Here is a 23,935-nt window from a genome sequence, read left to right on the forward strand (position 1 = left end):
GGAGGAGTCACGAGTCCGGAATCCACCGGCGCCGGCAACTCCCGCATCCCCGCGGTGGTACGGCGTCCCGGACCGGCCGGGCTCGTCCCCGCCGTCCAGGTCAGCCAGTGCCACGTCCGTCTCCGTGGCACTGCCACTGCGTACCGAAGCCGCCAGCCCGGTCAGCCCCAGCTCGTCCTCCAGGCCCCGGCCCCCGTCATCGCGAAGGCACTCGGCTATCACGACAAGACCGTCACCCGCCTGGTCACCGACAGACGGGTCCGGGCAGTGACACGCAGATGACAGTCGATCGGTAGGGGACCGACAGCCCGGATGCCTGGTGGCCTACAGCAAACGGCTCATACCGTCTGTTGTCATGAACGACCACGAGGAAGAAGTGCACGAGCACGACCGGGGCCTCTCCTACGACCTTCCCCTTCTCACCCGTCGCCGGATGGTACGGCTGCTGGCGGGGGTGAGCCTGGTGCCGCTGGTGGGCTGCACTTCCGAGGGGGAGACCACGGCGTCCTCGTCCCCGTCGTCCTCCCCGTCGTCCGCGTCGTCGCCCGTTCAGTGCGAGACGATCCCCGAGGAGACCGAAGGTCCCTTCCCCGGCGACGGTTCCAACGGCGTCAACGTCCTGAGGGAGAGCGGTGTCGTCCGCAGCGACATCACGAAGAGCTTCGGCGACTCCGCGCGGGGTACCGCCGAGGGCGTGCCCCTGACGATCACGCTCACGGTGGTGGACGCCGCCTCCGGCTGCGGCACGCCCAAGAAGGGCGCCGCCGTCTACATCTGGCAATGCGACCGGGAGGGCAGGTACTCCCTGTACGACGACGGCGTGACGGACGAGAACTACCTGCGCGGCGTCCAGGAGGCGGACGACAAGGGACAGGTCACGTTCAAGAGCATCTTCCCCGGCTGCTACCCGAACCGCTGGCCACACGTCCACTTCGAGGTGTACGGCAGCCTGGCCGACGCCACGGCGGCCAGGTCCATCACGAACACCTCGCAGCTCGCGCTGCCGAAGGACGTGAGCGACAGGGTGTACGCCACCGACGGCTACAGCGAGAGCGTGGGAAATCTCAGCGAGCTCTCCCTGGAGTCGGACAGCGTCTTCAGCGACGGCTACGACCAGCAGCTCGCGACGGTCACCGGCAGCGTCGAGCAGGGGTACACCGCGACGCTGACGGTTCCGGTGTGACCCGTCACCGATGAACGGCTCGGGGTTCATTCCACCCGCTCACCATCCAGCCTCTCCGACTCGCGCCCCATCCCATCGACAGGGGCACTGAGCTGCCACTTGGCTTGACTCTGTCGGGAATCCTGCCGTGATGGCACCCTGAGGCGCCCGGGGGCACACCACCATGATCCGACGCTGTGCGAAGGACCTCGCGACGCGGTTCTGATCAGGGACTTCGGAATGGTGGAGAGCCCACAATTGGCGGTGGTGGCCGGTAGCCGGGCGGCGGGGCGAGGTGCTCGCACACGTCGGTGTACTCGGGGAACACGCGCCGGTTTCCTTCGCCAGCGCGGGAAGAACTGTTTGGCCTCGGGGGCCAGTGGTCTGCCAGGCGTAGTCGGGCCCGTCGGTGAGCGCCCGGAGGATCAGCTGGCGGCCGAGGCCCCGGCCCGGAGGATGGACTCAGATGTCCTGATCGTGTGGGGGGTACTCGCTCGCGATCGCCTCGGCCCATTCAGCCAGGACTCGCCATTGTTCTGGGGGCAAGTGGCGCCCGCAGCGGAGGCGCTGCTCGGGACCGGCACTGTGCGATGAGGCGACGGCAAGCGTGTGTTCGATGGATCGCAGAGCTTGAAGGAGAGCCCGCAGGGCGTCGTCATCCGAAGCGTCGGGCAGGGTGGTGTCATTGAGGAGGCGGATGACCGAGTGCTCGGGGATGCCGCAGCATAAGGACAGTGCTGCGACGTCCAGTAACTCTGCGAGACGGCCTGGCCGCTCGGTCACTTGGCTGAGACGCTGCACCTGGCCGGCGAGGCTGGTGTGGATGGCTGTCATCGAGTCCTCCTGAAGGCGTTGCAAGTCCCGGGCCCCTGACCTGAGTTGAGGCTATCCAGCCGTTCAGATCACTGCCAGAAGGCCGCAGTGTCGTTCCGCTGGGGGACAGGCCGGCCGAGGGTACGCCCGCGGCCGGGGCAGCATGGCCGCAGGCATCGTTGTGAGTGGCGGGCAACTCCTAGTCTGAAAGACCGGGCAGTGAGATGGCGGCGCCCTCCAGAAGGCGCCGTTCCGCAGCGGTGAATGTCGGACTGCCGAGTTGGGGACGTAACGGTCCCATCAGAGCCGCTGCCAGGACGCTGGGCCGCAGCAGGGTGGTGCCCGGGGCCTGGAGCGTCAATACCTCCGTCATCGCGGTCGCCACATGGTAGGAGCCGGTCGCGGTGTGCGAGAGCCGGCTGACATAGCGGTGCAGGAGCCGGTCGGCCGTGCCCGCCTTCTTGCCTTTGGTCGTCGGATAGTGGATGTCCTGACCGATGGCGAGGCTCCAGGCGAGCTTGACGGATCGGGCGATGGCTCGCTGCGCCTTGTGGGCCATGCCGGTGCCGAGTTCCCGGGAGGCTATCTGGGCGCGCAGGGCGAGTGCGCCCTGCGCGGCCACGGACATGCCGTGTCCGTACACGGGGTTGAACGCGGCCACCGAGTCGCCGAGTGCGACGAGGCCTTCGGGCCAGGACCTCAGACGTTCGTAGTAGTACCGCCGGTTGACCGTGCTGTGGGTGGTGGTGACGTCGGTGAGCGGCTCGGCCTGAGCCAGGAGATCAGCGACGATGGGGTGGCGCAGAGTGCGGGCGTACGCCTCGAACTCGGCCGCATTGCGGGAGGGCTGCCCGCCGGGGGTGCCCATCAGGCTGACGTGCCAACGTCCGCCTTCGATCGGCACGATGCCGCCTGAGCGGCCGGGCTCGGGCAGCCGCGGATCGGCCTGCACACTGATCAGGGGCCAGTTCTGGGTGGAGACAGGGGCGCGGTAGATACGGCTGGCATAGGCCACGCCGGAGTCGATGCGGTCTTCGGCCAGCCCTGTGATGCCCAGTTCGGCCAGCCACTGCGGGGTGCGCGCTGCCCTGCCGGAGGCGTCGATGACCAGATCCGCGGCCAGCTCTGTTTCGGTGCCGTCGGCGGCGCACAGCCGCACCCCGGTGACGCGGCGGGAATCCCCCAGCAGAGCCGTGGCCCGGGTGAGCGGGCGAACGCTGACCCGCGGGTCCTTCAGGACCTGCTCACGGATGACGAAGTCGGTCAGGTCCCGGCTGGCGGCGATCAGGTAGTGGCTGTCGCGTTTCCAGCGGCGATACCAGCCCTCGGGGGAGTAGAGCACCATGTTGGTGGTCATGGGGACGCGGTTGGCGCCCGCGGCCAGAAGCTGGTCGATCGTGCCCGGCAGAAGCTCGTCGATCGCGCCTGCCCCGCCGGACAGCAGGATGTGGAAGTGCGCGGCTTGGGGGACGCCGGAGCGCGGCTGGGGCCCGGTGGGCACTTCGTGCGCGTCGATGATTTCGACGGTGTCGACGTAGTCTTTGACGGCGGCCGCGGCGAGCATGCCGGCGAAGCTGCCTCCGACGATCACGGCACGGCTGCGGTGCGGCGAGTCACTCATGAGAGCTGCTTTCTGCGGAGGCACCGTGGTGCCGGCGGATGCCTGAGACGACGGGCGAGGCGAGCGCCTCCGACAGGCGGATCAGGTCATGAGATCGCCATTCCTGCGTGTCCGCAGCCTGGGCAAGATCAGGACTCGTTCGGGCCTGCTGCGCAGTGGCTGCGACGATCATGGCTGCGTCCGCCGTAATGGCGGCAGTTCGCTCGTCCTCACCCTGCTCCAAGGCGGAGCGGTGGGCCTGTGCGTGCACCATGGCGTCGTAGTACGGGGCCAGGGCAAGGAGCGCATCGTAGATGAGCGTCTTCCGCCCGGTCAGGTGCATAGCCGGAGCGGACCACCATGGCGGCAAGGCGCGGATGGCTCCCGGCGTAGGCACGTGCAGAAGCTCCCGCCACAGCGGGGCGAGCTGCCGCAGCTGCCGCATTGCCTGAGTGGTCTGCGCGATACGCGGACCTGCGAGCGGCAGAAAGAACCCGGTGACCGCGAGGAGGGCGGAGGGAGCGGCCAACTGCGGGGCGACCTGGTCGATGAGGAAGTCCAGGTTGTGGCCGGTCCACCGGGCGCCGATCGCGATGAGCTTGACGACGTCGTAGCACACATGCAACAGGTAGGCGGGGGCCAGGATGCGCAGTCCCGCTCGGAGCGAGCCGTGCACCTCAGTCGACCAGCGCCAGCACAGCACGCTCGTCGCCATCGTTGCCGCACCCTGAGCGATCAGATACGTAAGGATCATTTCGCGGATGTACGGCGTGCTGGCGTAGTAACCGTCGAACAGGGTGAGTTGCTCGACCGGAGCATCACCCACCCAGAACAGCACAATGATCGCGACGACGACGAGAGTGTAGGCCGTGATGCACACCTGCGAGGCACGGCGGGTCGTCTCCGGCGGCGCCGGGCGCCAGTTGATGATCAGCAGCAGGCTCGCTCCACCGAACGTGGCCAGCACCGAGTACACAATGGGGGCCGCGACATTGGGTATTCCGGTGAGCCGGTTGATTTCCGCGATGGATTCCGGCGCTGCCAGGAAGAAGACCCACGCCCCGGCGAAGAGGAGCAGGCAGGCGGCACGCAGCAGCATGTCGTGGCGCCTGTGGATGAGCGCCGGGACTTTCAGGAGACAGATCACCAAGAGCAGGCTGCCGCAGATGTAGAAGGCGGTGCTGTCGGGGCCGTGGTTCACCGTGCTGTGACTCTCCTCAGACGGGCACTACCCGCTCGCTCGCGATCGGAAAAAGGGGTGCGCCATAGAGACCTGGATACGGTCGGCGAGGTGGTGCGGGTCGGCGAGAGAGGGGGCCTGCGCGAGGGCGGCCTGCACGTCCGTGGCGAAGCGGAACCCGAAGAGTTCTGCCTCGCGTTCCCATTCAACCGTGTGAACATCGGCGCGGGCGGCGAAGTGCAACGCGGCGTCCGTGCGAGCGTTCGGGGGCAGCTCGATGTCGTCGACCTCGGAGACGACGGCTACGAACTCCGCCAGGGCGCCTGCCGCCGCAGTCTCCCGGGCGCGTGACGCGAAGGCACCGTGAGCGCCGGCGCTGCATTGACCCTGGAACATGTGCCACGCCTCATGACCGATGATCACGAGCTGGTGCTCGGGGTCGGTGTTCTCCTCATAGACGATCAGGTCATGGCTGGTGCGGTCGATCCACAGCCCGCTGGCGATCCCGGGCGGAAAGGCTGTCCTGCGCAGGCGGACCGGCCGTCCTCGCACGTGGGTGAGGGCCTGGCCTAACGCGGGGATGACCTCCTGCTCGCCGGCGGGCGACGGCAGGTTGCGGACGAGCTGCGCACTGAGCTGCCGCATCGCCCTGGCTCCCGTACTCACTGCTCTCCTTCGCTCTCATCAAGGACCAGCAGGGCATTCAGGGTCGCGGTGAGAACCTTCCACCGGTCCTCTGGCAGGTCACGTGCCTGCCTGAGGGCGATGCCGCGGACGTCCTCGAACTGGTCCTGTATAGCGGCCAGGGGATCGGCCGCGGACTCTGAGGTCTCTGGCACCGGCTGCTGCGCCGCGAGGATGGGCAGTAGTACGCGGTTGAGGGCCTCGGGTGCCGGGGCGGTGAAGAATGCTTCCTTGCCTTCGACGCGGAAGAAGCGCACCAGGCCGTGCAGGAGTTCGACGCTGGGCGTTTTGTCGCCGGAGCAGACCTGGCGTGCCCAGACTCCGGAGACTCCCAGCTGCCGGGAGATGCTGCCGGCGAGATCGGACATGCGCTGGCCGTTGCGCGCCAGATGGGACTCGGAGAGGACCTTGAGGCGTGCCCGGACTCGCTCGTTGACGGTGTCGGCGGGGGGAGTGCCGCCCCGGAGCAGGGTACGGACGGTGTGTTCGGGCAGGGCCGTCTCGGCTGCCAGCTCCTCGGGTTCGAGCAGGTCCGACTGCTCCAGGTCCTGCTCTTGGAGCAGCGCCCTGAGGCGCTCAAGTGTCTCGGGCAATAGTGTCTCGGGCAGTGGCGGGGCAGAGTCCACCGGCGTACTCCCAGGCGCTCCGAATCGAATTCTGGTGTGCATCGGGCACGGTACGCGCCCCCGCCCAGAATTTCAACGATCGTTAACTGGCTGAAAATGATCGTTGAAGTCCCGGTTTCGGCCGGAGCGGCGTCCGGGCGCCGGACGCTGCGGGCACACGTGGGAGGTCGGCCGGCGCGGGTGCAGTCCACCCTTCCGTCGCGCCGTCACGGTCAGGCCGATAGCCGGTCGAGGTCGCGTCGTTGGCGACCCGTGGGCGGCTGCCGTCCGCCTTGATCGCCGCCGAATCCTGCATGGTGGGCACCCGCTGTGTCCAGGGGGCCGTGTGCGGGTCGGTTTTCGGCGGGATCCGCCCGGACCTTCCCACTGTCGGCGGCCGGACCTGCGGCATCTTCCGCTGCAGTGCTGATGCACCCACGGGGCGCCACCGTCCGCTTGTCCTGCACCCCCCCGCATTGGAGATTTGCGTATGCGTGCGTCAACTGTTCCAAATGCACAGCTGACCGAGCGCGACTTCACCGACCAGGACGTCGCCGAATTCCGCCGCCTGATGACGGAATTCCTCACCACCTGCAAGACAGCCGCCGCCACGCACGCCCCGCACGGCGAGTGGGAGCCCCCTGCCTCCGACCTGTTCGGCCAGTTCAGCGATTCCATGGAGCTGATCGCGGAGGTCTCACGGGCCCTGAGCCACACCCGTCGCGACATCCGCACGATCAACACCCAGGCCCGCATGCGCGCATACGACCGCACTTCCGAGCCGGCCCAGCACCGGCAACCGCACTGAGAGGCACCCGAACTGCTCTCGGCACATCCCGTGTAGCAGGCGGGCGGGGCCGAGAGTCCGGCGGCGAAGGCCGGCCTGACTCCCCAACCGCAGACTGGCCTGCGCCCCACAGCCCGGTGCTTCTCTCTTGCTGACGCCCCGTCCGGTACCACACACCTCGGTGCACGCCGGACTGATGAGGACTCATGTCCCCAGCCGGCCGATCCCAGCGCGATCACCCCGGCTTCGACTGCCCCGTGCCCCTCCATCACGGGCTGTGCGCGCTTCAGGGCGTCGCGATGCACGCCTCGACCGACAGCATTGAGGCCATCGGCTCCGCCGTGGTGGTCCACGGAACGATCTCCGAGGAGGACCTCACCAGCATCGAGGACAGTCACCCAGGCCGGCACGTCGTGCTCGACGGCGACACACTCGTCCTGTGGCCGGCCGACAAACCGACCGGGTAATGCACCTGGTCCAGACGGCCGTTGTGGGCGTGACACCGGGAGACACTCAGGCTCTCAGCGCGGAGGAGTCATGCTCGACTTGCACGTTTTCCTGGTCACCCATCCCGAACTGTGCGTCCGGCCCGTCGACTTATTGTGCCCTCGCTCGCGACACGACGTATCCGCTCGGTTCGCATTGTCCCGGACCTCAGCGAACTGCACCATCACCCCCACGGGGCCGCGGGAGGAGTACGCCTTGTCCCCGGCGACCGCGTCCGGCCTGGTGCGGGGACGGCCGGCCGGGCCAGAGACGCGAACCTTGCCCAGCGCGGGGATGTACCGGGGGCTGTCCGCGGCCTGTCCTGCGATCGGTACGATCGCCGGCGGGCGCCACCTACGGTCGGCGGCAAGGTGGATCTTGCTGGTCTGCCCGCCCCGTGAGCGCCCGAGCAGGGCGGCCTTCAGCCGGACTCTGTGCCGGTGCCGGATGCGTCTTCGGTCTTCTCGCGCGGGGGCGTCCTCGGTGTACTGCCCGTTCCGTCCTTCCGAAATGCCCCTTTCTGCCGGGCCTTCTCCTCCTCGGCGGCGACCTTCTCCCGAGCGGTCAGGACATCGTCATCGAGGTGCGTCCCGGCGGCGTCATGGTGGGCCCGTGCGGTGGTGGAGTCCACGCTGACCAGCGACAGGTCCACCTCGTCCCGCTTCGCGGCCTCGGCGATCAGGCCCTCCAGCAGGGCCTCGAAGACACCGGCGTCGCGCCACTGCCGGAAACGGTTGTAGACGGTCGACCAGGCACCGAACCCGGCGGGCATTTCCCGCCACTGCCCGCCCGTCCGAAATCGCCACAGCACCCCCTCGAACTGCTGCTGCACCCGCACCGGGTACGGGCCATACTCGCCGGTCGGCAGGTACGGCTCGATGAACTCTCCACGCCGGCCAGTTGCGCACGTGTCATGCAAGACGATCTACCGGATCGAAGATCGTGCGAGGGGAAAACCCGCTCATTGATCACGACCCGATACGCGCCCTAGCCCGGTAGGCGGAGAGCCGGTGGGGAGCTGGCGGGGTGCCGGTGGGGTGCGCGGTGTGGGCGGTGGCCCGATGGGTACGCGGTGGCGGGTGAGCAGCACGCCGCACCGTCGTCCTTGTCCTTCGGTGCCGTGAGGAAGAAGAAGCAGATGCAGTTCCGTGACCGCAGGCAGGCGGGCCAGATGCTGGCGGAAGAGCTGCGCGTCCTTCAGGAGAAGGGGCACCTTCCGCATCCCGTGGTCCTCGCCCTGCCCCGCGGCGGTGTCCCGGTCGCCCGCGAGATCGCACGGGAGCTTCAGGCCCCACTGGACGTGCTCGTCGTGCGCAAGATCGGGGCCCCGTTCCACGAGGAGTTCGGCGTCGGCGCGATCGCGGGTGAGGATCCTCCGCTCTACGACGAATGGTCCCTGGGCCGGCTCGGGCTGAGCGAGGCCTCCCTCAGCGGGGTGGTGGAGCGTGAGCGGAAGGAACTGCGGCGCCGTGAGGAGCACTACCGGCAGGGCCGGTCCGCCCCACAGCTGAGCGGCCGGACCGTGATCGTCGTCGACGACGGACTGGCGACCGGTTCCACGGCACGCGCCGCGTTGCGCGCCGTACGGCGCCGGGCACCCGAGCGCGTGGTCCTGGCCGTACCCGTCGGCTCACCGGAAGCGGTCGACCTGATGCGGAACGAGGCCGACGAGGTGCTCTGCCTCCACCAGCCCAGGGCATTCATGGCCGTCGGCGAGTGGTACGAGGACTTCGCGCAGCTCACCGACGACGACGTACTGGAGGCGCTGCGCGACGGCCGGTGAGCGAGCGGGCGGGGGCGGCACCGACCCGCCGACTGTGAATCCTTAGCGTTCAGAACTGGGTCTGACGATCCCCAGCGGTCGTATGGAAACCTCCAGGCAGGCGCGGCCAGGGAGCTCTGTTCGGTCCGAAGGCACGCGCCTGACCTGCGCGGCCCTCGACCTCCAGGAGAAGAACCAGTGACCTCCGAGCACTCGCTGAACACCCCGCCGGCGGCCTGGGCCGCCGATCCTTCCTCAACGGCTCGCTCACCACAGCGATGGCGGCGGCCACCCTGACCGGTGCGGCGACGTCGGCACAGGCGGCGGGCACCGGCGAGTCCACCGCCGCGTCGGGCGAACTCAGGGCCGGAGTGGCGAAGGTGGACATCACGCCCACCGATCTGACCAACCTCAACGCCATGGGCGGCTCGTTCGACGGCGTACACGACAGGCTTAACGTGCGCGCGCTCGTCCTGGACAACGGGCTGAGTCAGGTCGCGCTCCTGGTGCTGGACGCGATCGAGGTCGGCGACATGCGGCCGATCCGCTGGCGCGCTGGCCCACGACGGCGGCGCCGAGGTGCAGGCCAACACGCTCAAGTTCGAGACCACGGACGGCGAGCCGATCGCCGTGCTGTTCAACTACGCGGTGCACTCCACCGTGACACTCGGCATCAAGAAGATCAGCGCCGACCTGATGCGAGAGGCCGCCACCTATGTCGAGGAGAACCTCGGCGACGGCGTCGTGGCGCTGCCCACCATCGGCGCACTCGGTGATCAGGCGCCCCGGATCGACATGAGCGCGTCGGGCAAGGACACCGCGGAGAACGAGGAGTTCGTCCACCGGGCGATGTACGCCCGTCTCATGCCCCGTCAAGGCGGGCGAGGACGTCATGGACAACATGAACCAGGCGGACGTGGACGCGGTGGACCTGCGCCTGGCGCTGATCACGCTCAACAAGGTCGCGCTGGCCGGCGTCTCGGGCGAGGCGGTGACGGAGATCTACCGGACCCTGCGCAAGGAGTCGCCGCTCGCCAACACCATCCTGCTGTCGATCGCCAACGACCGTATCGGCTACCTCCCGCAGGACTCGGCCTACCCGCTGGGGACCTTCGAGGTCAACGGCTGCCCCATCCAGCAGGGCTACTGCCAGAGCACCATCGTCGACGGCCTCACCGGCCTGATCGAGAACGCGGTGCGCTGAAGCCCGCCCGGTCCGCACCGACCCCTGCCAGCCGCAGTGAATAGGTACGGCCCTCCACTCCCCACTCGCCCGCCGGAGGCCGCAGACCGGCGTCGATCGCCCGGATGCCGGGCCGCCCGATGTGGGCGTGGACCAGCCGCCGTACGCCGTGCCGCACGGCCTGTTCGGCGACGGCCCGCACGCTCGCGTGGCCGCCGACGCCGCCCCGGAACCGGATCGGCCGCGCCCAGGCCGCGGCGTCGGCGAACATCAGGTCCGCCCCGGCGGCCCAGGCCGGAAACTCCCAGAACTCCGGTGCCCACACCACGACCAGATCATCGGCCTCGATGCGATAGCCGTAGGTGGGATGGGAGGTGTGGGCCACCGGGCGGCACCGTATCCGGACCTCGCCGAGGTCCAGATCACCGGCCCGGATCGAGACGTCCCGGGCGGTCGCGCTCCGGCGCAGCTCGGACCTGAGCTCCGACCGCTCGTCGGTGACCAGCCAGGCGGCGAGCCTCCCGGGCGGTGGTTCGGCGCCGGGGCCGCCGTCGAAGGCCACCCGGTGTCCGCCGTAGCGCAGCAGCAGACCCGCCGGGGCGAACCGCGGTGAGTTCATCGCGCCGACGCCGAGCAGCGTGAGCCGCAGCCACCGGTTCACGGGCCCGTTCCCGTCGCGGCCGGCGCACACGACAGCGTGTCGTCGGGCTCCAGGGTGATGTGCACGCCCTCGCTGATGTGGTCGAGGGTGGCGCGCAGCCAGGCGCGGTCCTCCTCCGGCGCGGGCTCCAGCCGCATGCGCCGGGCCCGCAGGGGCGCCATGCGCAGGCCGGTCAGCCGGCCCGTGTCCGCCGCCACCGTGACGAGGTAGGCGATCCGGAGGTCGTCGCGGTACTCCTCGTAGCCGCCGATGCCCTCGTAGTCGTCGACGAAGTCGCCGCAGCCGTGGAGGATCAGCCGGTCGCGGTACACCTCGATGGGGCGGGGGTGGTGCGAGGAGTGCCCGTGGACGAGGTCGACGCCGCCGTCCACCAGGGCGTGGGCGAAGCGGGTCTGTTCCCGGGGGACGCGGTAGCCCCAGTTGGACCCCCAGTGCACGGACACGACCGCGATGTCGCCCGGCTGCTTCACCTGCCGCACGCGCCTGACGACCGCGGCGGCCGAGCGGGCCGACAGGTCGGGAACGTACGCCACACCGGACAGCTCGGCGCCCGCCGCCCAGCCGGGCGGAACGCCGCTGGACGGCGTTCCGACGGCGAGGACGAGTACGCGGCCGCCGGCCGGGACGGGGACCGCCACGGGCCCCCACGCCTCCTCGGCGTTCCGCCCCGCGCCCGCCGCCCGCAGGCCCGCGCGGGTCAGCGAGTCCAGCGTCTCCGCCAGGCCCGCGCGGCCGAAGTCCAGCACGTGGTTGTTGGCCAGGACACAGACGTCGGGCCCGGCCACCGTGAGAGCGGGCAGGTTGGCCGGATGCATCCGGTAGTGGACCTCTTTGCCGGACGCGAACGCGTCAGAGCGCGTCACGGACGTCTCCAGATTCACGATCCGGACGTCCGGCGTGGCCTCCTCCAGCAACCGCAGCGCGTCGCCCCACGGCCAGGACGGATCGACCGGGGCCGGGACCGGACCGTTGAGCGACTCCGCCAGGCGCACATACGACCGTGCGTCCCGGACGTAGGCCTCCCGCAGCGCCGGATCACCGGGCCGCGCCAGGATCTGGTCGACACCGCGCCCGAGCATCACATCACCACAGACGAACAGCGTCACCACGCCTTCGGCCATACCTCCAGACTAGGAGCCGTCCCGAGCGGCGGAGGTCAGCCTCGTGACTGGACGATGTTGACCATCCAGGTAACGCCGAAGCGGTCCGTGCACATGCCGAACACGTCGCCCCACATCTGCTTCTCCAGCGGGACGGAGACGGAGCCGCCGGCGGACAGCTTCTCCCAGTAGCCGCGCAGTTCGGCGTCGTCGTCGCCGCTGACGCTCACCGAGAAGTTGTTGCCCGGCGTGAGCGGCATGTCCGGAGGGGTGTCGGAGCCCATCAGGGTGAAGTCGCTCGGCGTCTCCAGCATGCCGTGCATGATCTTGTCGGACCCCGGGGTGTCCGGCTGCCCGCCGAGCTCCCCGTAGGTGTGGAGCGTCAGAGTGCCGCCGAAGACCTCCTTGTAGAACTCCATCGCCTGCCGGGCGTCGCCGTCGAAGCTGAGGTACGGGTTGAGGCGCGAGGTCATGGAAACCTCCTTGAATGGGGCAAATAGTCGGACTTGTGCAGACTAGCGCGGGCCGCCGACAACGGCCTGACGTGAGATACCGGACAGGTCGTGGGGGGTCATGCTGTTGCGGTCGGTGACCGAGCGGCCCAGGGAGTGGTGCGGCCACAGTCCGCCGGCCATCCGGCGGCTGCGCTCGCTCCAGGCGCGGGCCGCGGAACCGCTGGTCTTGTAGTGGTTGAGGGCATAGCCACCGGTGTGGATGCGCAGCAGGCTGAAACCGCCCGGGTACTCCTTGGCGGCGCAGACCTCCTGAAGGGTCACGTGCGGAGCCTGCGGCAGGACAGTGCGCTTGTTGCGGTGCGTGTGGCCGGCGTGGTGGAGGAAGACGCCGGGCGCGTCGGCGTAGGCGTCGAGGACGGCGCGGGCCTGGCGGCGGCCCAGGCGCTGCCCGCCGGTCACGGGGAACACGCCGTCCCGGACGGTCAGCGGGTGGTGGCCGAAGACCACGGTGGGCTGATCCTTCTGCTCCCTCAACCGGGCCCGGAACCAGGAGAGCTGCTCGGCGCCGAGCCCGCCCGCGTCACTGCCGTTGCCGCTCTTCACATAGGTGTCGAGCCCGATGATCCGCAGCCCGCCGAGGTCGCGGGCGAAGTACGCCGGCCCCTCCCCGCCGAGGAACCCCGCGCGGAAGGAGTCGTCGCCGCGGTGCCGGGGCCGGTCGTGGTTGCCGCGCACGACGAAATAGTCCTGCCCGTGGGTGCCGAAGCCGTCCAGGATCCGCCGGGCCTGGGCCAGATCCCGCGGCGCGCCGCCCGCGGTGATGTCACCCGCGGCCAGCAGCAGGTCCGCCCCGCGCCGCCGGGCCTCCGCCACCAGGTCCCGGCTCATGATCTCCGCATACGGCGCGAGCCCCGGCTCCTGCGCCACCCCGCGCAGCATGGGGACGCCGGCCATCAGACCGGCGGTGGTCTCCCCGAGATGCAGGTCGTTGCAGAGCGCTATGGACAGCAGATGCCGGCCGGGCGGGGGCTGCGGCGTGGTGAAGGAGTACGGGCCGCCGCGCGTACCGAGCCCGTAGCGGTGGGTGCCGACGGCGTTGCCGCGCACGAGGTGCAGCGGGGTGGGAGTGGCGTGGGTGCGCCGCGAGCGGGCCTGGTAGTAGTACGTCTGGCCCGGCTCCAGTCCGGTCAGCTCCACCTGGTGGTGAGCGGTGGGCCGGTCCTCGGCCGCGACCCGGTTGAGGCGTGCGGGGTGGGTGCCGTAGACGACCTCGCCCTCGGTGACGGCGGGGAGCGGGTGGCCCAGTCCGTCGTTCGTGCCGGGTATTCCGGTGTACCAGGTGATGACGGCGCGATCCTCGGTCAGGGTGACCAGTTCCAGATGGAGGGCGGCCGGGGTGTCGGGGTGCGGACGGCTGTCGCGGGCGGGGCCGTGGAGGGCGGTGGCGGCGGCCCGGAGCAGGGCGGGGGCGAGGAGGGCACCGGAGCGCAGGATTTCGCAGGGAGCGGGCAGGGCCGACAGGGCCGCGAGGGGAGCGGAGAGGCAGCAGCGCATACCTGAGTATGTGCCCGTGTCCGGTGAACTCCGGCTGTGATATCGACGGCGGCATCGGGTAGGGAACGCGACATATCCGCAGACTCCCGACCAGTTCGATCTTTACCGGCGCTTCGAGTTGTCGCCCACCTGGGCTCAACCTCTGCTTATCACAAGGAGTTTGGCGGGGCGTCTGCGGGGCCCGGGGCGTCGGCGAGAGGGAGCGACATGACGTACGACGAACTGATCCGACCGTTGGCGGAGTCGTTGAAGTCACACGCCGAGATGTCGGGATAACGCGTCGCGTTCTCCGATTCCTTACGGAGCGTCACCTACGCCGAGCGTCGAGGACGAGATCGCCGGGGCGGGCTTCACATCGAAGACGGCGGAACCTTCCGCTGGGGACGCGACCGGGACCCGTGGCAGTTCTCCTTCGCGCTGTCCCCGCGGCCGGCCGACCCGACCTCCCTCGCCTACCAGGTCGAGCGGTCCCGGTTCGACGCGATCCTCCTGGACAACGCCCGCCGGGTCGGCGGCGTCCGCTGGACCGATGCCGACGGCGAGATCCGCGAAGCCACGACTTCTTCCGCAACATCGCGGTGTTCGGCTACTTCGCCGGAGGGGGGCGGTTCCCGGCGCCGGATGATCGACGCCTGCATCGAGGTCCGGGACCTCCTCGACGGAGTGCCACAGGCGACCGGGGCGCCGTACGACCAGGTCCGGGTCCGCCGGGACTGGTCGTACGGGAGTCCGGAACGAGGAAGCCCGGAACGAGCAACTCCTGGAGGAGGCCCGCCTGTTCGACGAGTTCGAGGCCCGCTACGAGGTGTTCGTCGAGCTGGTGGGCGGCCTGGCGTCCGGCGACGCGTCACTCGCCGGGCCCGTGGAGGCGGGCGCGCGCCTGACGGCCGTCTCCTGCGACTTCGACCGGGCTTCGACGGGCTGCCCCTGGAGGAGGAGACACCCGTGTGCGCCGGCGGGCTGGTGGCCTCGGAGGACGGCCTTGCCTGGGTGGATCCGGGCCGGTGACCTGAGCAGTCTGACGATCCGAGCCGCGCCCGTCAGCCCAGCTGCCTCGACGCCCGTTGCAGCAGCGTCCGCAGCAGGGCCGTCTCCTCGGTGCCTAGGGTGGTCACGATGTGTTCCTGCGCGCGTTCGACCGCCGCCGTCCAGCGGGTCAGCGCCTCACTGCCCCGCTCGGACATGAACGCCAGCACGCGCCGCCGGTCCGCGTCGTCCACCCGGCGCAGGACGAGGTTGAGCGACACCATGCGGTCGACGACCTTGGTCAGGGTCGGCGCCGTCAGCAGGGCGAACTCGGCGATCTCGGTCATCGGACGGCCCGCGCCGTCGCCGAGGAACGACAGCACGCGCCACTCCTCCAGCGTCGCGCCCTCCGCCTTCAGCGCCTCACCGATCCTTTGGACGACGCTCCGCTCCACGAGCGTGAGGGCTCGTGCCAGATCGAGATCGGATACGGCCGCCGGGGTCGTCGTGGTCATCGCCCTGCCCAGTGTCGTCGTGGTGGGGGTGCTGTGGGGTGCGCTGCACTGCCGCGGTCGCGGTCGTCCGGACGCGCACGGCAGACGAGGATCGCGTGAAGTGGTTCCACGATACAGTCATTTCCTTATCGCTGCGAAATATTCTCGTAGCAACCAACCGCTAGTGTGAGCGCCTATGATCGAGAAGGCGTCTGTCCGACTCGGCTCTGCGGCAGGCCGGACCCGGGACGCGCTGGATGTCGCCCTGGTGATCCCGCTCCAGGGCCCGGCCGGGATCTTCGGCCCGTCCTGCGAGTGCTGCGCCCAGCTCGCGGCCGAGGAGGTCAACGCCGAATCGGGCGTGCTGGGCAGGGAGTTGCGCCTGGTGCTCGTCGACGGCGGAGCGCCGCCCGAGCAGGTGGCGACCGAGATCGACGCGCTGATCTCCGGCGGCGTCGTCGACGCGGTGGCCGGCTGGCACATCTCCGCCGTCCGCGAGGTCGTCGCCCCGCGCATCGACGGCCGTGTGCCGTACGTCTACACCGCGCTCTACGAAGGCGGCGAGCGGTCCCCGGGGGTGTTCCTCACCGGTGAGACCCCGGGCCGCCAACTGCGGCCCGCGCTGGAGTGGTTCGCCGGCGAACTCGGCATCCGGCGCTGGACGATCGTCGGCGACGACTACGTCTGGCCCCGCTCCTCCGCCCGTGCCGCCCGCCGCTATCTGCGCGAACTCGGCGGCGAGGTCTGCGACGAGATGTACGTGCCGCTCGGCACCAAGGACTTCGGCCCGGTGCTGGCCCGCGTCGCGGCCAGTGACTGCGAGGCCGTCCTCATGCTGCTGATCGGCGACGACGCCGTGCTCTTCAACCGCGCCTTCACCGCGGCCGGGCTCGACCGGGACCACATCCGGTTCAGCTCGCTGATCGAGGAGAACGTCCTGCTGGCGACCGGGTCGGAGAACACCCGGGGCCTGATGACCTCGGCCGGCTACTTCGAGGACCTGCCGACCGCGTCCGGCCTCGACTTCGCCGCCGCGTACGGGCGCCGGTTCGGGCCGCGGGCGCCGCAGCTCAACAGCCTCGGCGAGTCCTGCTACGAGGGCGTCCGCATGCTCACCGAGCTGCTGCGCCGGGCGGGCGGCGTGGACGTGGACCGGATCCAGGCGACCGCCGAGGGGCTGGAGTACGAGACTCCGCGCGGCACGGTCCAGATCCAGGACCGCCACCTCAAGCAGCGCGTGTTCCTCGCCGCGGCCGACGGATTGCAGTGGGACGTGCTCCAGCAGCTGCCGTAACCGGGCCCTCCTTTTTACGCGCATGTAACACGACCAACCCTTGCCCAATTGCTTCGGCTGGAAATACTTTTCTCTCGAAGCTTTTGGAGGTTGGTTGTCCATGGCTACTTACCAATACCGCTGCACGAGCTGCGGAGCCTTCGACGTGATCCGTCCGATGGGCCGCGCCCTCGCCGAAGAGCCGTGCGACACGTGCGGCGACCAGGCTCGCCGGGTCTTCAGCGCACCGATGCTGACCCGCACGTCCGCCCCCTTGGCCCGCGCCCTGCGCGCCCAGGAGGCCAGCGCCCACGCACCCCAGGTCGTCACCGAGGTGCCGTCGGCCCGCCGCGGTCCGGCCCTCGCCGCCGACCCCCGTCAAGCCCTGTTGCCCAAGCCCTGAGCTCCACCACCCCCTTGGACCTGAGCTCCACCACCCCCTTGGAAAGGCAGCCCCCATGCCCGACGTCGTCTTCAGCGTCGACCAGGCCATGTCCATGCGTGACCAGAAGGTCCCCGGCCACAACCGCTGGCACCCCGACATCCCGCCCGCCGTCAGCGTGAAGCCGGGCACGGACCTCCGCATCGAGTGCCGGGACTGGACCGACAACCAGATCGGCAACAACGACTCGGCCAACGACGTCCGCGACGTGGACCTCACCCACGCCCACATGCTCAGCGGCCCGATCGCCGTGGAGGGCGCCGAGCCCGGCGACCTGCTCGTCGTCGACATCCTCGACCTGGGGCCCATACCGCAGCAGCAGGGCGAGGGCTCCGGACAGGGCTGGGGCTACACCGGCGTCTTCGCCAAGGAGAACGGCGGCGGCTTCCTCACCGACCGCTTCCCCGACTCGTACAAGGCCGTCTGGGACTTCCACGGCCAGCAGGCCACCTCGCGCCACATCCCCGGCGTCCGTTACACCGGCATCACCCACCCAGGCCTCTTCGGCACCGCGCCCTCCGCCGAGCTGCTGGCCCGCTGGAACGCCCGCGAGCAGGCCCTCATCGACACCGACCCGCACCGGGTGCCGGCGCTCGCCCTGCCGCCGCTCGCCGACAACGCGCTGGCCGGCACGGCGACCGGCGAGGCCGCCTCCCGTATCGCCGCCGAGGGCGCCCGCACGGTCCCGGCCCGGGAGAACGGCGGCAACCACGACATCAAGAACTTCACCCGCGGCTCCCGGGTCTTCTACCCCGTCCTAGTCCCCGGCGCCCTGCTCTCCGGCGGTGACCTGCACTTCAGCCAGGGCGACGGTGAGATCACCTTCTGCGGCGCCATCGAGATGGGCGGCTTCATCGACCTGCACGTCGACCTGATCAAGGGCGGCATGGAGAAGTACGGGGTGACGACCAACCCGATCTTCATGCCCGGCAATGTCGCGCCCCAGTACACCGAGTTCATCTCGTTCGTCGGCATCTCCGTCGACCACGAGACCGACACCAACCACTACCTCGACGCGACGATGGCGTACCGCAACGCCTGCCTCAACGCCGTCGACTACCTCATGACCTTCGGCTACAGCGGCGAGCAGGCCTACCTCCTGCTCGGCTCGGCCCCGATCGAGGGCCGGATCAGCGGCGTCGTGGACATTCCGAACGCGTGCAGCACCCTCTACCTCCCCACGGCGATCTTCGACTTCGACATCCGGCCGACGGCCGAGGGCCCGAGAAAAGCCGACCGCGGCCAGTGCGCCGTCACCTCCTGAAAGTCCTGAAAGGCAGCCCCATGAGCGACCATCTCACCTTCCAGCTGGGCGACTTCACCACCCAGAGCGGCGCGACCCTGCGCGGCGCGCACCTCGCCTACACCACGTACGGCGAGCTCAACGCGGACAAGTCCAACGTGATCGTGTACCCCACCTGGTACTCCGGCCGGCACTGGGACAACGAGTGGCTCATCGGCTCCGGCATGGCACTGGACCCGGAGCAGTACTTCATCATCGTCCCGAACATGCTCGGCAACGGCCTGTCCACCTCGCCGAGCAACACCCCGCCGCCGTACGACCGCGCCCGCTTCCCGGACATCACCGTGTACGACCAGATCGCAGCCCAACACAAGCTGGTCACCGAAGAGTTCGGCATCGAGCGGATCCAGTTGGTGACCGGCTGGTCGATGGGCGCCGGGCAGACCTTCCAGTGGGCCGTCAGCTACCCGGACATGGTCGAGCGGATCGCCCCCTTCTGCGGCTCCCCGCGCACCAGCGCCCACAACAAGGTCTTCCTGGAGGGCGTCAAGGCCGCGCTGACCGCCGACGGGGTCTTCAACGGCGGCTGGTACGACGCGGACAAGTGGCCGACGACCGGACTGCGCGCACTCGCCCGGGTGTACGCGGGATGGGGCTTCTCGCAGGCGTTCTACTGGGAGAAGGAGTACGAGAAGCTCGGCTACACCTCTCTGGAGGACTTCCTCGTCGGCTTCTGGGAGGGCTTCTTCCTCGACGGCCGCGACCCCAACAACCTGCTCACCATGCTCTGGACCTGGCAGAACGGCGACGTCGGGCTCACTCCGGGCTTCAACGGTGACACGGAGGCCGCCCTCGGCTCCATCAAGGCGACCACGCTCGACATGCCCGCCGAGAAGGACCTCTACTTCCCGCCGGAGGACGAGGCCTGGGCCGTCAGCCACATCCCGGGCGCCGAACTCCGCGTGATCCCCGGCATCTGGGGTCACTTCGCCGGCGGCGGCAGCAGCCCCGAGGACACCGAGTTCATCGACACGGCCATCAAGGAACTGCTGGCCAAGCCGGGCGGATTGGCGTAGCCATGAACATCGGACGCATCAGACTGCCGCACGAGGTCAGCGCCTCGATCGTCGCCTTCGCCACGGTCTTCCTGCTCCTGAGCCCACTCAACCTGCCGACCTGGGCGATCTTCATCACCTGGGCCGGAACGTTCATGCAGGGCGGCCCGAGCATCGCCAACGCCATTTCCATGGTCACCGCCACCACGACCGGGGCGGGGTTCGCGGTGGTGGCCGTCCTGCTCAACCGGGAGACGGGCACGATGTTCGGCACCGGGGAGTTCGCCCAGACCCTGGCGCTGGGCGTGGTGATCTTCTTCGTCAACGGCACCCTGCTGGCGACCGGCCGGCTGAAGCCGTTCGCTCTCATCCCGGCGATGTTCTTCGGCTTCGCGTCGACCTTCGCCACGTATTTCGGCGGATTCGGCTACGACGCGGGGAATCTGGGCGCCGCCTTCCTCAGCGCCGCCGCGATGTGCGCCCTCGGCCCGCTCGCGGCCACGCTCGGACTGCGGCTGATGTTCGCCCCGCAGGCCGCACCCGAGCCCGAGCAGCAGCAAAAGACCGAGGAGGTTACGGCCTCGGTCAGCGAAGCACCCGCCTGACCCGGTCGCCGGCGGGAGCCGAGGCTGAGGGCCTCGGCTCCCGCCGGCGTGCGGTCATCCCGCCCTCGTCGCCTTGAGGGAGAGGTCGTTGTCCACCGTGTAGTAAGGCTCTACGGCGACACCGTCCACCGTGGCCGTCGGATAGACGAAGATCTCCTTGCGGTCCGCCACGTCGTCCAGCAGACGGCCGATCCGGATCCGCGGGGCATCCGCGGCGGGCGGAAGCTGGACGAAGAGGTCCCAGACGCGGGTTCCGGTACCGCCGCCCGCGACCAACTCCTCGTAGTCCACGGTGAAGGAGAACCCCGGGCTGCCTGTCTCGGCCCGAAGCCCGACGGTCCGTACGGCGCCGTCCTCGCCCCGTGGGCTCAGTCGTACGGCGGCACCCTCACCGAGCGAGGCGCCGTGGAGCCGGGCCCTGACCGTCATCGACCGGTCCGTCACGTCGATGCCGTCGACCTCCGCATGGGCGGTGCGCAGCCAGGCCCGTACCGCGAGGAAACTGTCCTTGGTGGCGTACGGAATCCGCACGGCCACCGGCGACGACCGGTCACGGGCGTGCCCGTCGACGAGGGCCCGCAGGTCCCGCAGACCGGGGCGCAGCCGCTGCCGCGCCGCTCCCGGCTCGCTGAGCAGGTACACGTCCCACCGCCCCTCGACGAGAGCGGGCCGCGGCTCCAGGACGGCACGGAGGCGACCGTCACCCATGGGCTCCAGATCGAGCGTGTGCAGGACCGTCTCGGGCTGTCCCTTCTTGGGGCGCAGCCGCAGCAGCAACTGGGGGCGTACTGCCGATTGCGGCTGGAGGACGAACGTCGTCCTTCCGTCCGCGTCGACGGTGCAGTCGGCACGAGGTTCCGTACCGGGGTCCGACTTCGGTTCCGTACCGGCTTCCCTGCCGGGTGCCATGCTCAACTCCGTCCCCTCCGTACCGTGCGCAGCGCGTTGCCGGCCGCGGCATGGGCGGCGTCGCGGGCGGCGAAGCCCTGGCTGACCAGGGCGCGGTGCATCCGAACGCGCTCCGGTACGACCGGTCGCCCGGTGCTCCTCGCCGACAGCGCCTCGTCGAAGAGACGCTCGGCCTGTTCCACGACCGGGGCCGGGGCGAACCGCCGCGCGTTCTCCACGGCCGTACGGCCCATCCGCCGGCGCCGCTCGTCGTCGCGGACGAGTTCCAGCAGCGCGGCGCCCAGCGCGTCGCGGTCCCCGACCGGTACCAGCCGGCCGTCGACCCCGTCCTCGATGATCTCGCGGGGTCCGTGCGGGCAGTCGGTGCTCACCACCGGCAGCCCGCAGCGCATCGCCTCGACGATGGTCATACCGAACGGCTCGAAGTTGGACGTGGCCGCTCCGATCGAACCCTTCACCCACTCCGCCTCCATGGGGGCTGCCGCGCCCATCAGGAAAACGTTGTCGCTGAGACCGAGATCCTGGATGAGCCGCCGCAGCCGGTCGTGTTCCTCGCCCTTGCCGTAAATGCGCAAGAGCCAGTCCGGGCGCTCGGCGGCGACCAGGGCGAAGGCCTCGACGAGCAGGTCGTAACGTTTCACCGGGACCAGCCGGCCGGCCGCGACCACCACCTTCGCGGTGCCGTCCGCGGCCGGCAGCCTGGGATCGGGAACGCTGTTGGGAAGCGCCTCCACGCGGACCCCGGGCAGCCGCATCTTGCGCCGGTAGGCGGCGGCGTCCGCCTCCGTGACCGTGGTGAGCACGTCGAGGCGGCGGTAGGTCCGGCGCAGCGTGGTGCGCAGCCGGGACGGGTGGTTGTCCAGGGTGAGGTGCTCCTGCCCGACGCGTACGACCCGGCGCGGGGCCTGGAGCGCGAGATGCACGTTGAGCCCCGGGCGGGTGCCGATGACCACATCGGCGTCGATCGTCTCGAGGGCCTCGCCGATCCGCTCGTCGGTCAGCTCGCTGTACTGCTGGTAACGGTACTCGGCGGAGGGGAACACCTTCGCCGGTCTCAGATGCAGCGGATGCTCTTTCTCCTGCCGTAGATCCACCAGCGGCCTCAACGACACTCGCGGGTCCAGGGTGAAGTTCGGCCGCTCGCGGTGCCGCAGTACGGAGACGATCTCCACGTCGTGCCGGTCGGCCAGCGCCTGGGCCAGGTTGAACGTGGTGCTGATGGTGCCCCCGATTCCGTAGGCGTTGTGAATGAGGAAAGAGATCTTCATAGTGGGCTAGACCTCCTCAACTCCTGAGTGGTTGCCCGCCGTTACCGGTTCGTGGCCCTTGACCGGCGCTTGGGCAACCACTGCTGCGGCCAAGTGGCTCTATGGCCAGTGGACAGGTGTGCCGGCTTTGTGGTCTCCGAGCCAGATCGTCCGTTCCGGTTCGTCGTAGTAACTGATGTCCGCGCAGGCTCCCTCCGGTTCCTTGTCGGCGGTCTGGAAGTGGCGGCTCGTCCAGCCATCGAGGTCGTGCTTGGCCAGGAGTTGGCCGATCACCCTCTTCAGCTCGGCGTGGGGGATGCACGTGCGTCCGGCGAAGTGCTTCGCGAGGTCGGTGCGGAGGTGGGCGAGGCCCAGCTGCTCCCGGGTCGGTCCGCGATACGGGTCCGCGCGATGGCGTCCGCACTGGTCCGGGCCCCCCGGGTAGACGGCGATCGAGCCCTGCTGAGAGCTGTCGACGCAGGCGGTGAGTGTGCGGGGCGCCGGCTCACCGAACATCTCCTGCCACACCTGTCGGCAGTTGCGCACCGGATCGTCGGCGGCGGGGTCGAAGCCGAGGACGGCATCGCTCCGGTCGGAGCCGACGCACATCAGTCCCGTCGAGTCGAGCGTATGGCCCTTGCCGTCACCGGCCACCCACGCGTAGGTCCCCGCGGTGACACCGGCCACGGTCAGGGCCACCACCGGGGCCAGGACCAGGAGGCGCCTGCGCCGTCGCTGTGCGCCTCGACGGACCCGGGCGAGGATCCGTGCCGCGGCCGCCGAGTCCGGGTCGGTCGCCGGTCCGCCGGGATCGGGGTCGCTGTCCCGGAGCAGCCGGTCGAGTTCGTCATCGCTCAGCATGGTTGCTCTCCTGTGTCGGATCGGCGTGGTGGCTCGGCGTGGCAAGACGTTCGCGCAGACGCTGTCTGGCCCGGTGCAGACGGGTGTCGACGGCGCCGACGGAGATCCCGAGCACGGTCGCGATGTCCTGCCGGGACAGGTCCTCCCAGTAGGCCAGGCGCAGCAGTTCGCGATCGGCGTCCGACGACTGCGCCAGGGCCGCGGCCAAGTCGTCGTCAGTGTCGTGCTGGTGGTGCTCGACGTGCGGCGGATCGGCCCGTTCGGCGACCCGCAGCAGCAGGCGTGCCCAACGGCGCTGACCGCGGGCCTGGTTGGCCAGTACCCGGCGGGCGATGCCCAGCAGCCACAGCACCGCCTCTTCGTCGTCCGAGGGCAGCTGCCGTCGGCGGCGCCAGGCCACCGTGTACACCTCGGCCACCACGTCGTGGGCTGCGGTCTCTTCCGTCCGGCGCAGGCAGTACGCCATCACCCGACCGAAGGTCCGCCGGAACAGCCGTTCGAGCTGTTCGCTCCGTTCATCCGCGTCCATGCACAGGAATGTCCACCAGCGCGCGATGACTTACGCCTCTCGGCGTCCCGATTGCTCTCGCCGGGCACGGCGCCACGGCTGCCCGGCCTCAGGGCCTGTCCGGCGGATCATGCCGCAGACGCGGGGTCGCAGCGACACTAGCCGCTCCGCGGCGGGCGCCCATCTGCCGCGTTGTCGTCACTCGCCGACTCCCCCACGCTCGGCTTCGCTCGCGCGGGGGCACCCCCGTCGCCCCCGCTCACCGGCACCGATGGGGCGCCGCCGATTTCCTGCGACCTG

24 protein-coding genes and 1 pseudogene are annotated in these 23,935 nt (G+C 69.8%); 10 read left to right on the forward strand and 15 right to left on the reverse strand.

Annotated features, from left to right (window positions below; translation table 11 throughout):
- Positions 1-355: 355 nt before the first annotated feature.
- Positions 356-1,183 (forward strand): intradiol ring-cleavage dioxygenase, encoded by an 828-nt coding sequence (locus AB0I77_RS06165; RefSeq protein WP_363281180.1) that lies wholly within the window; start codon positions 356-358, stop codon positions 1,181-1,183.
- 441 nt (positions 1,184-1,624) lie between these two features.
- Here AB0I77_RS06165 and AB0I77_RS06170 read toward each other — a convergent pair whose 3' ends face one another.
- The 5 genes from AB0I77_RS06170 to AB0I77_RS06190 form a co-directional block, all read right to left on the reverse strand.
- Entirely contained in the window at positions 1,625-1,996 is a 372-nt protein-coding gene (locus tag AB0I77_RS06170; protein WP_363281181.1) for a hypothetical protein, read from the reverse strand.
- Positions 1,997-2,174: 178 nt separating this feature from the next.
- Entirely contained in the window at positions 2,175-3,596 is a 1,422-nt protein-coding gene (locus tag AB0I77_RS06175) for an FAD-dependent monooxygenase (protein WP_363281182.1), read from the reverse strand.
- A complete protein-coding gene (locus AB0I77_RS06180) occupies positions 3,589-4,776 on the reverse strand; it encodes an MAB_1171c family putative transporter (protein WP_363281183.1) in 1,188 nt (395 codons plus the stop codon). The genes AB0I77_RS06175 and AB0I77_RS06180 overlap by 8 nt, the downstream gene beginning before the upstream one ends.
- A gap of 27 nt (positions 4,777-4,803) precedes the next feature.
- Positions 4,804-5,421, reverse strand: coding sequence for a toxin-antitoxin system, toxin component (locus tag AB0I77_RS06185; protein WP_363281184.1), 618 nt, complete (start codon positions 5,419-5,421; stop codon positions 4,804-4,806).
- Positions 5,418-6,065 (reverse strand): hypothetical protein, encoded by a 648-nt coding sequence (locus tag AB0I77_RS06190; RefSeq protein ID WP_363281185.1) that lies wholly within the window; start codon positions 6,063-6,065, stop codon positions 5,418-5,420. Before AB0I77_RS06190 ends, AB0I77_RS06185 begins: the two co-directional genes overlap by 4 nt.
- A 469-nt stretch (positions 6,066-6,534) precedes the next feature.
- Between AB0I77_RS06190 and AB0I77_RS06195 the strand changes: the two genes are divergently transcribed.
- Together AB0I77_RS06195 and AB0I77_RS06200 are read left to right on the forward strand one after the other, a co-directional pair.
- Complete coding sequence (locus tag AB0I77_RS06195) at positions 6,535-6,852, forward strand: hypothetical protein (RefSeq protein ID WP_363281186.1); 318 nt, start codon at positions 6,535-6,537, stop codon at positions 6,850-6,852.
- 185 nt (positions 6,853-7,037) lie between these two features.
- A complete protein-coding gene (locus AB0I77_RS06200) occupies positions 7,038-7,298 on the forward strand; it encodes a hypothetical protein (protein WP_363281187.1) in 261 nt (86 codons plus the stop codon).
- 216 nt (positions 7,299-7,514) lie between these two features.
- Here AB0I77_RS06200 and AB0I77_RS06205 read toward each other — a convergent pair.
- A pseudogene (locus tag AB0I77_RS06205) lies at positions 7,515-8,236 on the reverse strand (transposase); the annotation flags it as partial.
- A gap of 219 nt (positions 8,237-8,455) precedes the next feature.
- On the opposite strand from AB0I77_RS06205, the gene AB0I77_RS06210 reads away from it, so the two are divergent.
- Positions 8,456-9,100 (forward strand): phosphoribosyltransferase family protein, encoded by a 645-nt coding sequence (locus AB0I77_RS06210; RefSeq protein WP_363281188.1) that lies wholly within the window; start codon positions 8,456-8,458, stop codon positions 9,098-9,100.
- Positions 9,101-9,971: 871 nt separating this feature from the next.
- Positions 9,972-10,283, forward strand: coding sequence for a hypothetical protein (locus tag AB0I77_RS06215; RefSeq protein WP_363281189.1), 312 nt, complete (start codon positions 9,972-9,974; stop codon positions 10,281-10,283).
- Here AB0I77_RS06215 and AB0I77_RS06220 read toward each other — a convergent pair.
- The 5 genes from AB0I77_RS06220 to AB0I77_RS06240 all read right to left on the reverse strand — a co-directional run bounded on the left by AB0I77_RS06220 (position 10,252) and on the right by AB0I77_RS06240 (position 15,513).
- Complete coding sequence (locus tag AB0I77_RS06220) at positions 10,252-10,923, reverse strand: MBL fold metallo-hydrolase (RefSeq protein ID WP_363281190.1); 672 nt, start codon at positions 10,921-10,923, stop codon at positions 10,252-10,254. The two genes, AB0I77_RS06215 and AB0I77_RS06220, sit on opposite strands and share 32 nt — an antisense overlap.
- The gene (locus AB0I77_RS06225; RefSeq protein ID WP_363281191.1) at positions 10,920-12,044 is read right to left on the reverse strand and encodes a CapA family protein; all 1,125 of its coding nucleotides are present in this window, start codon (positions 12,042-12,044) and stop codon (positions 10,920-10,922) included. Before AB0I77_RS06225 ends, AB0I77_RS06220 begins: the two co-directional genes overlap by 4 nt.
- A 35-nt stretch (positions 12,045-12,079) precedes the next feature.
- A complete protein-coding gene (locus AB0I77_RS06230; RefSeq protein WP_363281192.1) occupies positions 12,080-12,496 on the reverse strand; it encodes a VOC family protein in 417 nt (138 codons plus the stop codon).
- A gap of 42 nt (positions 12,497-12,538) precedes the next feature.
- Positions 12,539-14,032, reverse strand: coding sequence for a metallophosphoesterase family protein (locus tag AB0I77_RS06235; RefSeq protein WP_363281193.1), 1,494 nt, complete (start codon positions 14,030-14,032; stop codon positions 12,539-12,541).
- Positions 14,033-15,072: 1,040 nt separating this feature from the next.
- Positions 15,073-15,513, reverse strand: coding sequence for a MarR family winged helix-turn-helix transcriptional regulator (locus AB0I77_RS06240; RefSeq protein ID WP_363281194.1), 441 nt, complete (start codon positions 15,511-15,513; stop codon positions 15,073-15,075).
- A 175-nt stretch (positions 15,514-15,688) separates the two neighbouring features.
- Here AB0I77_RS06240 and AB0I77_RS06245 point away from each other — a divergent pair, with 175 nt between their 5' ends.
- The 5 genes from AB0I77_RS06245 (at position 15,689) to AB0I77_RS06265 (ending at position 20,110) form a co-directional block, all read left to right on the forward strand.
- Complete coding sequence (locus tag AB0I77_RS06245) at positions 15,689-16,786, forward strand: substrate-binding domain-containing protein (RefSeq protein ID WP_363281195.1); 1,098 nt, start codon at positions 15,689-15,691, stop codon at positions 16,784-16,786.
- A gap of 100 nt (positions 16,787-16,886) precedes the next feature.
- Positions 16,887-17,168 (forward strand): zinc ribbon domain-containing protein, encoded by a 282-nt coding sequence (locus tag AB0I77_RS06250; protein ID WP_363281196.1) that lies wholly within the window; start codon positions 16,887-16,889, stop codon positions 17,166-17,168.
- A gap of 55 nt (positions 17,169-17,223) precedes the next feature.
- Positions 17,224-18,471, forward strand: coding sequence for a formamidase (fmdA, locus tag AB0I77_RS06255; protein ID WP_363281197.1), 1,248 nt, complete (start codon positions 17,224-17,226; stop codon positions 18,469-18,471).
- A 20-nt stretch (positions 18,472-18,491) separates the two neighbouring features.
- Positions 18,492-19,526, forward strand: a complete 1,035-nt coding sequence (locus AB0I77_RS06260) for an alpha/beta fold hydrolase (protein ID WP_363281199.1) — start codon at positions 18,492-18,494, stop codon at positions 19,524-19,526.
- 2 nt (positions 19,527-19,528) lie between these two features.
- Positions 19,529-20,110 (forward strand): DUF1097 domain-containing protein, encoded by a 582-nt coding sequence (locus tag AB0I77_RS06265; protein ID WP_363281200.1) that lies wholly within the window; start codon positions 19,529-19,531, stop codon positions 20,108-20,110.
- A 54-nt stretch (positions 20,111-20,164) separates the two neighbouring features.
- Here AB0I77_RS06265 and AB0I77_RS06270 read toward each other — a convergent pair whose 3' ends face one another.
- The 4 genes from AB0I77_RS06270 to AB0I77_RS06285 form a co-directional block, all read right to left on the reverse strand.
- Entirely contained in the window at positions 20,165-21,019 is an 855-nt protein-coding gene (locus AB0I77_RS06270; RefSeq protein WP_363281201.1) for a transferase, read from the reverse strand.
- 2 nt (positions 21,020-21,021) lie between these two features.
- Positions 21,022-22,287: a glycosyltransferase family 4 protein gene (locus AB0I77_RS06275; protein WP_363281202.1), complete on the reverse strand. Its 1,266-nt coding sequence runs from the start codon at positions 22,285-22,287 to the stop codon at positions 21,022-21,024.
- Between the two features lie 99 nt (positions 22,288-22,386).
- On the reverse strand, positions 22,387-23,127 hold the full coding sequence (locus AB0I77_RS06280) for a hypothetical protein (protein WP_363281203.1): 741 nt from the start codon (positions 23,125-23,127) through the stop codon (positions 22,387-22,389).
- Complete coding sequence (locus tag AB0I77_RS06285; RefSeq protein WP_363281205.1) at positions 23,114-23,656, reverse strand: sigma-70 family RNA polymerase sigma factor; 543 nt, start codon at positions 23,654-23,656, stop codon at positions 23,114-23,116. Before AB0I77_RS06285 ends, AB0I77_RS06280 begins: the two co-directional genes overlap by 14 nt.
- Positions 23,657-23,935 lie beyond the last annotated feature (279 nt).

It is taken from the genome of Streptomyces sp. NPDC050619, from assembly GCF_040654815.1.
GTDB lineage: Bacteria > Actinomycetota > Actinomycetes > Streptomycetales > Streptomycetaceae > Streptomyces.

What these genes read in the sequence shown, in the direction of transcription:
- AB0I77_RS06195 (WP_363281186.1), top strand. Translation starts at nt 6,535, where the DNA reads ATGCGTGCGTCAACTGTTCCAAATGCACAGCTGACCGAGCGCGACTTC.
- AB0I77_RS06245 (WP_363281195.1), top strand. Translation starts at nt 15,689, where the DNA reads ATGATCGAGAAGGCGTCTGTCCGACTCGGCTCTGCGGCAGGCCGGACC.
- AB0I77_RS06260 (WP_363281199.1), top strand. Translation starts at nt 18,492, where the DNA reads ATGAGCGACCATCTCACCTTCCAGCTGGGCGACTTCACCACCCAGAGC.
- AB0I77_RS06200 (WP_363281187.1), top strand. Translation starts at nt 7,038, where the DNA reads ATGTCCCCAGCCGGCCGATCCCAGCGCGATCACCCCGGCTTCGACTGC.
- AB0I77_RS06275 (WP_363281202.1), bottom strand. Translation starts at nt 22,287, where the DNA reads ATGAAGATCTCTTTCCTCATTCACAACGCCTACGGAATCGGGGGCACC.
- AB0I77_RS06175 (WP_363281182.1), bottom strand. Translation starts at nt 3,596, where the DNA reads ATGAGTGACTCGCCGCACCGCAGCCGTGCCGTGATCGTCGGAGGCAGC.
- AB0I77_RS06265 (WP_363281200.1), top strand. Translation starts at nt 19,529, where the DNA reads ATGAACATCGGACGCATCAGACTGCCGCACGAGGTCAGCGCCTCGATC.
- AB0I77_RS06270 (WP_363281201.1), bottom strand. Translation starts at nt 21,019, where the DNA reads ATGGCACCCGGCAGGGAAGCCGGTACGGAACCGAAGTCGGACCCCGGT.
- AB0I77_RS06225 (WP_363281191.1), bottom strand. Translation starts at nt 12,044, where the DNA reads ATGGCCGAAGGCGTGGTGACGCTGTTCGTCTGTGGTGATGTGATGCTC.
- AB0I77_RS06235 (WP_363281193.1), bottom strand. Translation starts at nt 14,032, where the DNA reads ATGCGCTGCTGCCTCTCCGCTCCCCTCGCGGCCCTGTCGGCCCTGCCC.
- AB0I77_RS06280 (WP_363281203.1), bottom strand. Translation starts at nt 23,127, where the DNA reads ATGCTGAGCGATGACGAACTCGACCGGCTGCTCCGGGACAGCGACCCC.
- AB0I77_RS06215 (WP_363281189.1), top strand. Translation starts at nt 9,972, where the DNA reads ATGGACAACATGAACCAGGCGGACGTGGACGCGGTGGACCTGCGCCTG.
- AB0I77_RS06165 (WP_363281180.1), top strand. Translation starts at nt 356, where the DNA reads ATGAACGACCACGAGGAAGAAGTGCACGAGCACGACCGGGGCCTCTCC.
- AB0I77_RS06210 (WP_363281188.1), top strand. Translation starts at nt 8,456, where the DNA reads ATGCAGTTCCGTGACCGCAGGCAGGCGGGCCAGATGCTGGCGGAAGAG.
- AB0I77_RS06240 (WP_363281194.1), bottom strand. Translation starts at nt 15,513, where the DNA reads ATGACCACGACGACCCCGGCGGCCGTATCCGATCTCGATCTGGCACGA.
- fmdA (WP_363281197.1), top strand. Translation starts at nt 17,224, where the DNA reads ATGCCCGACGTCGTCTTCAGCGTCGACCAGGCCATGTCCATGCGTGAC.
- AB0I77_RS06285 (WP_363281205.1), bottom strand. Translation starts at nt 23,656, where the DNA reads ATGGACGCGGATGAACGGAGCGAACAGCTCGAACGGCTGTTCCGGCGG.
- AB0I77_RS06250 (WP_363281196.1), top strand. Translation starts at nt 16,887, where the DNA reads ATGGCTACTTACCAATACCGCTGCACGAGCTGCGGAGCCTTCGACGTG.
- AB0I77_RS06170 (WP_363281181.1), bottom strand. Translation starts at nt 1,996, where the DNA reads ATGACAGCCATCCACACCAGCCTCGCCGGCCAGGTGCAGCGTCTCAGC.
- AB0I77_RS06230 (WP_363281192.1), bottom strand. Translation starts at nt 12,496, where the DNA reads ATGACCTCGCGCCTCAACCCGTACCTCAGCTTCGACGGCGACGCCCGG.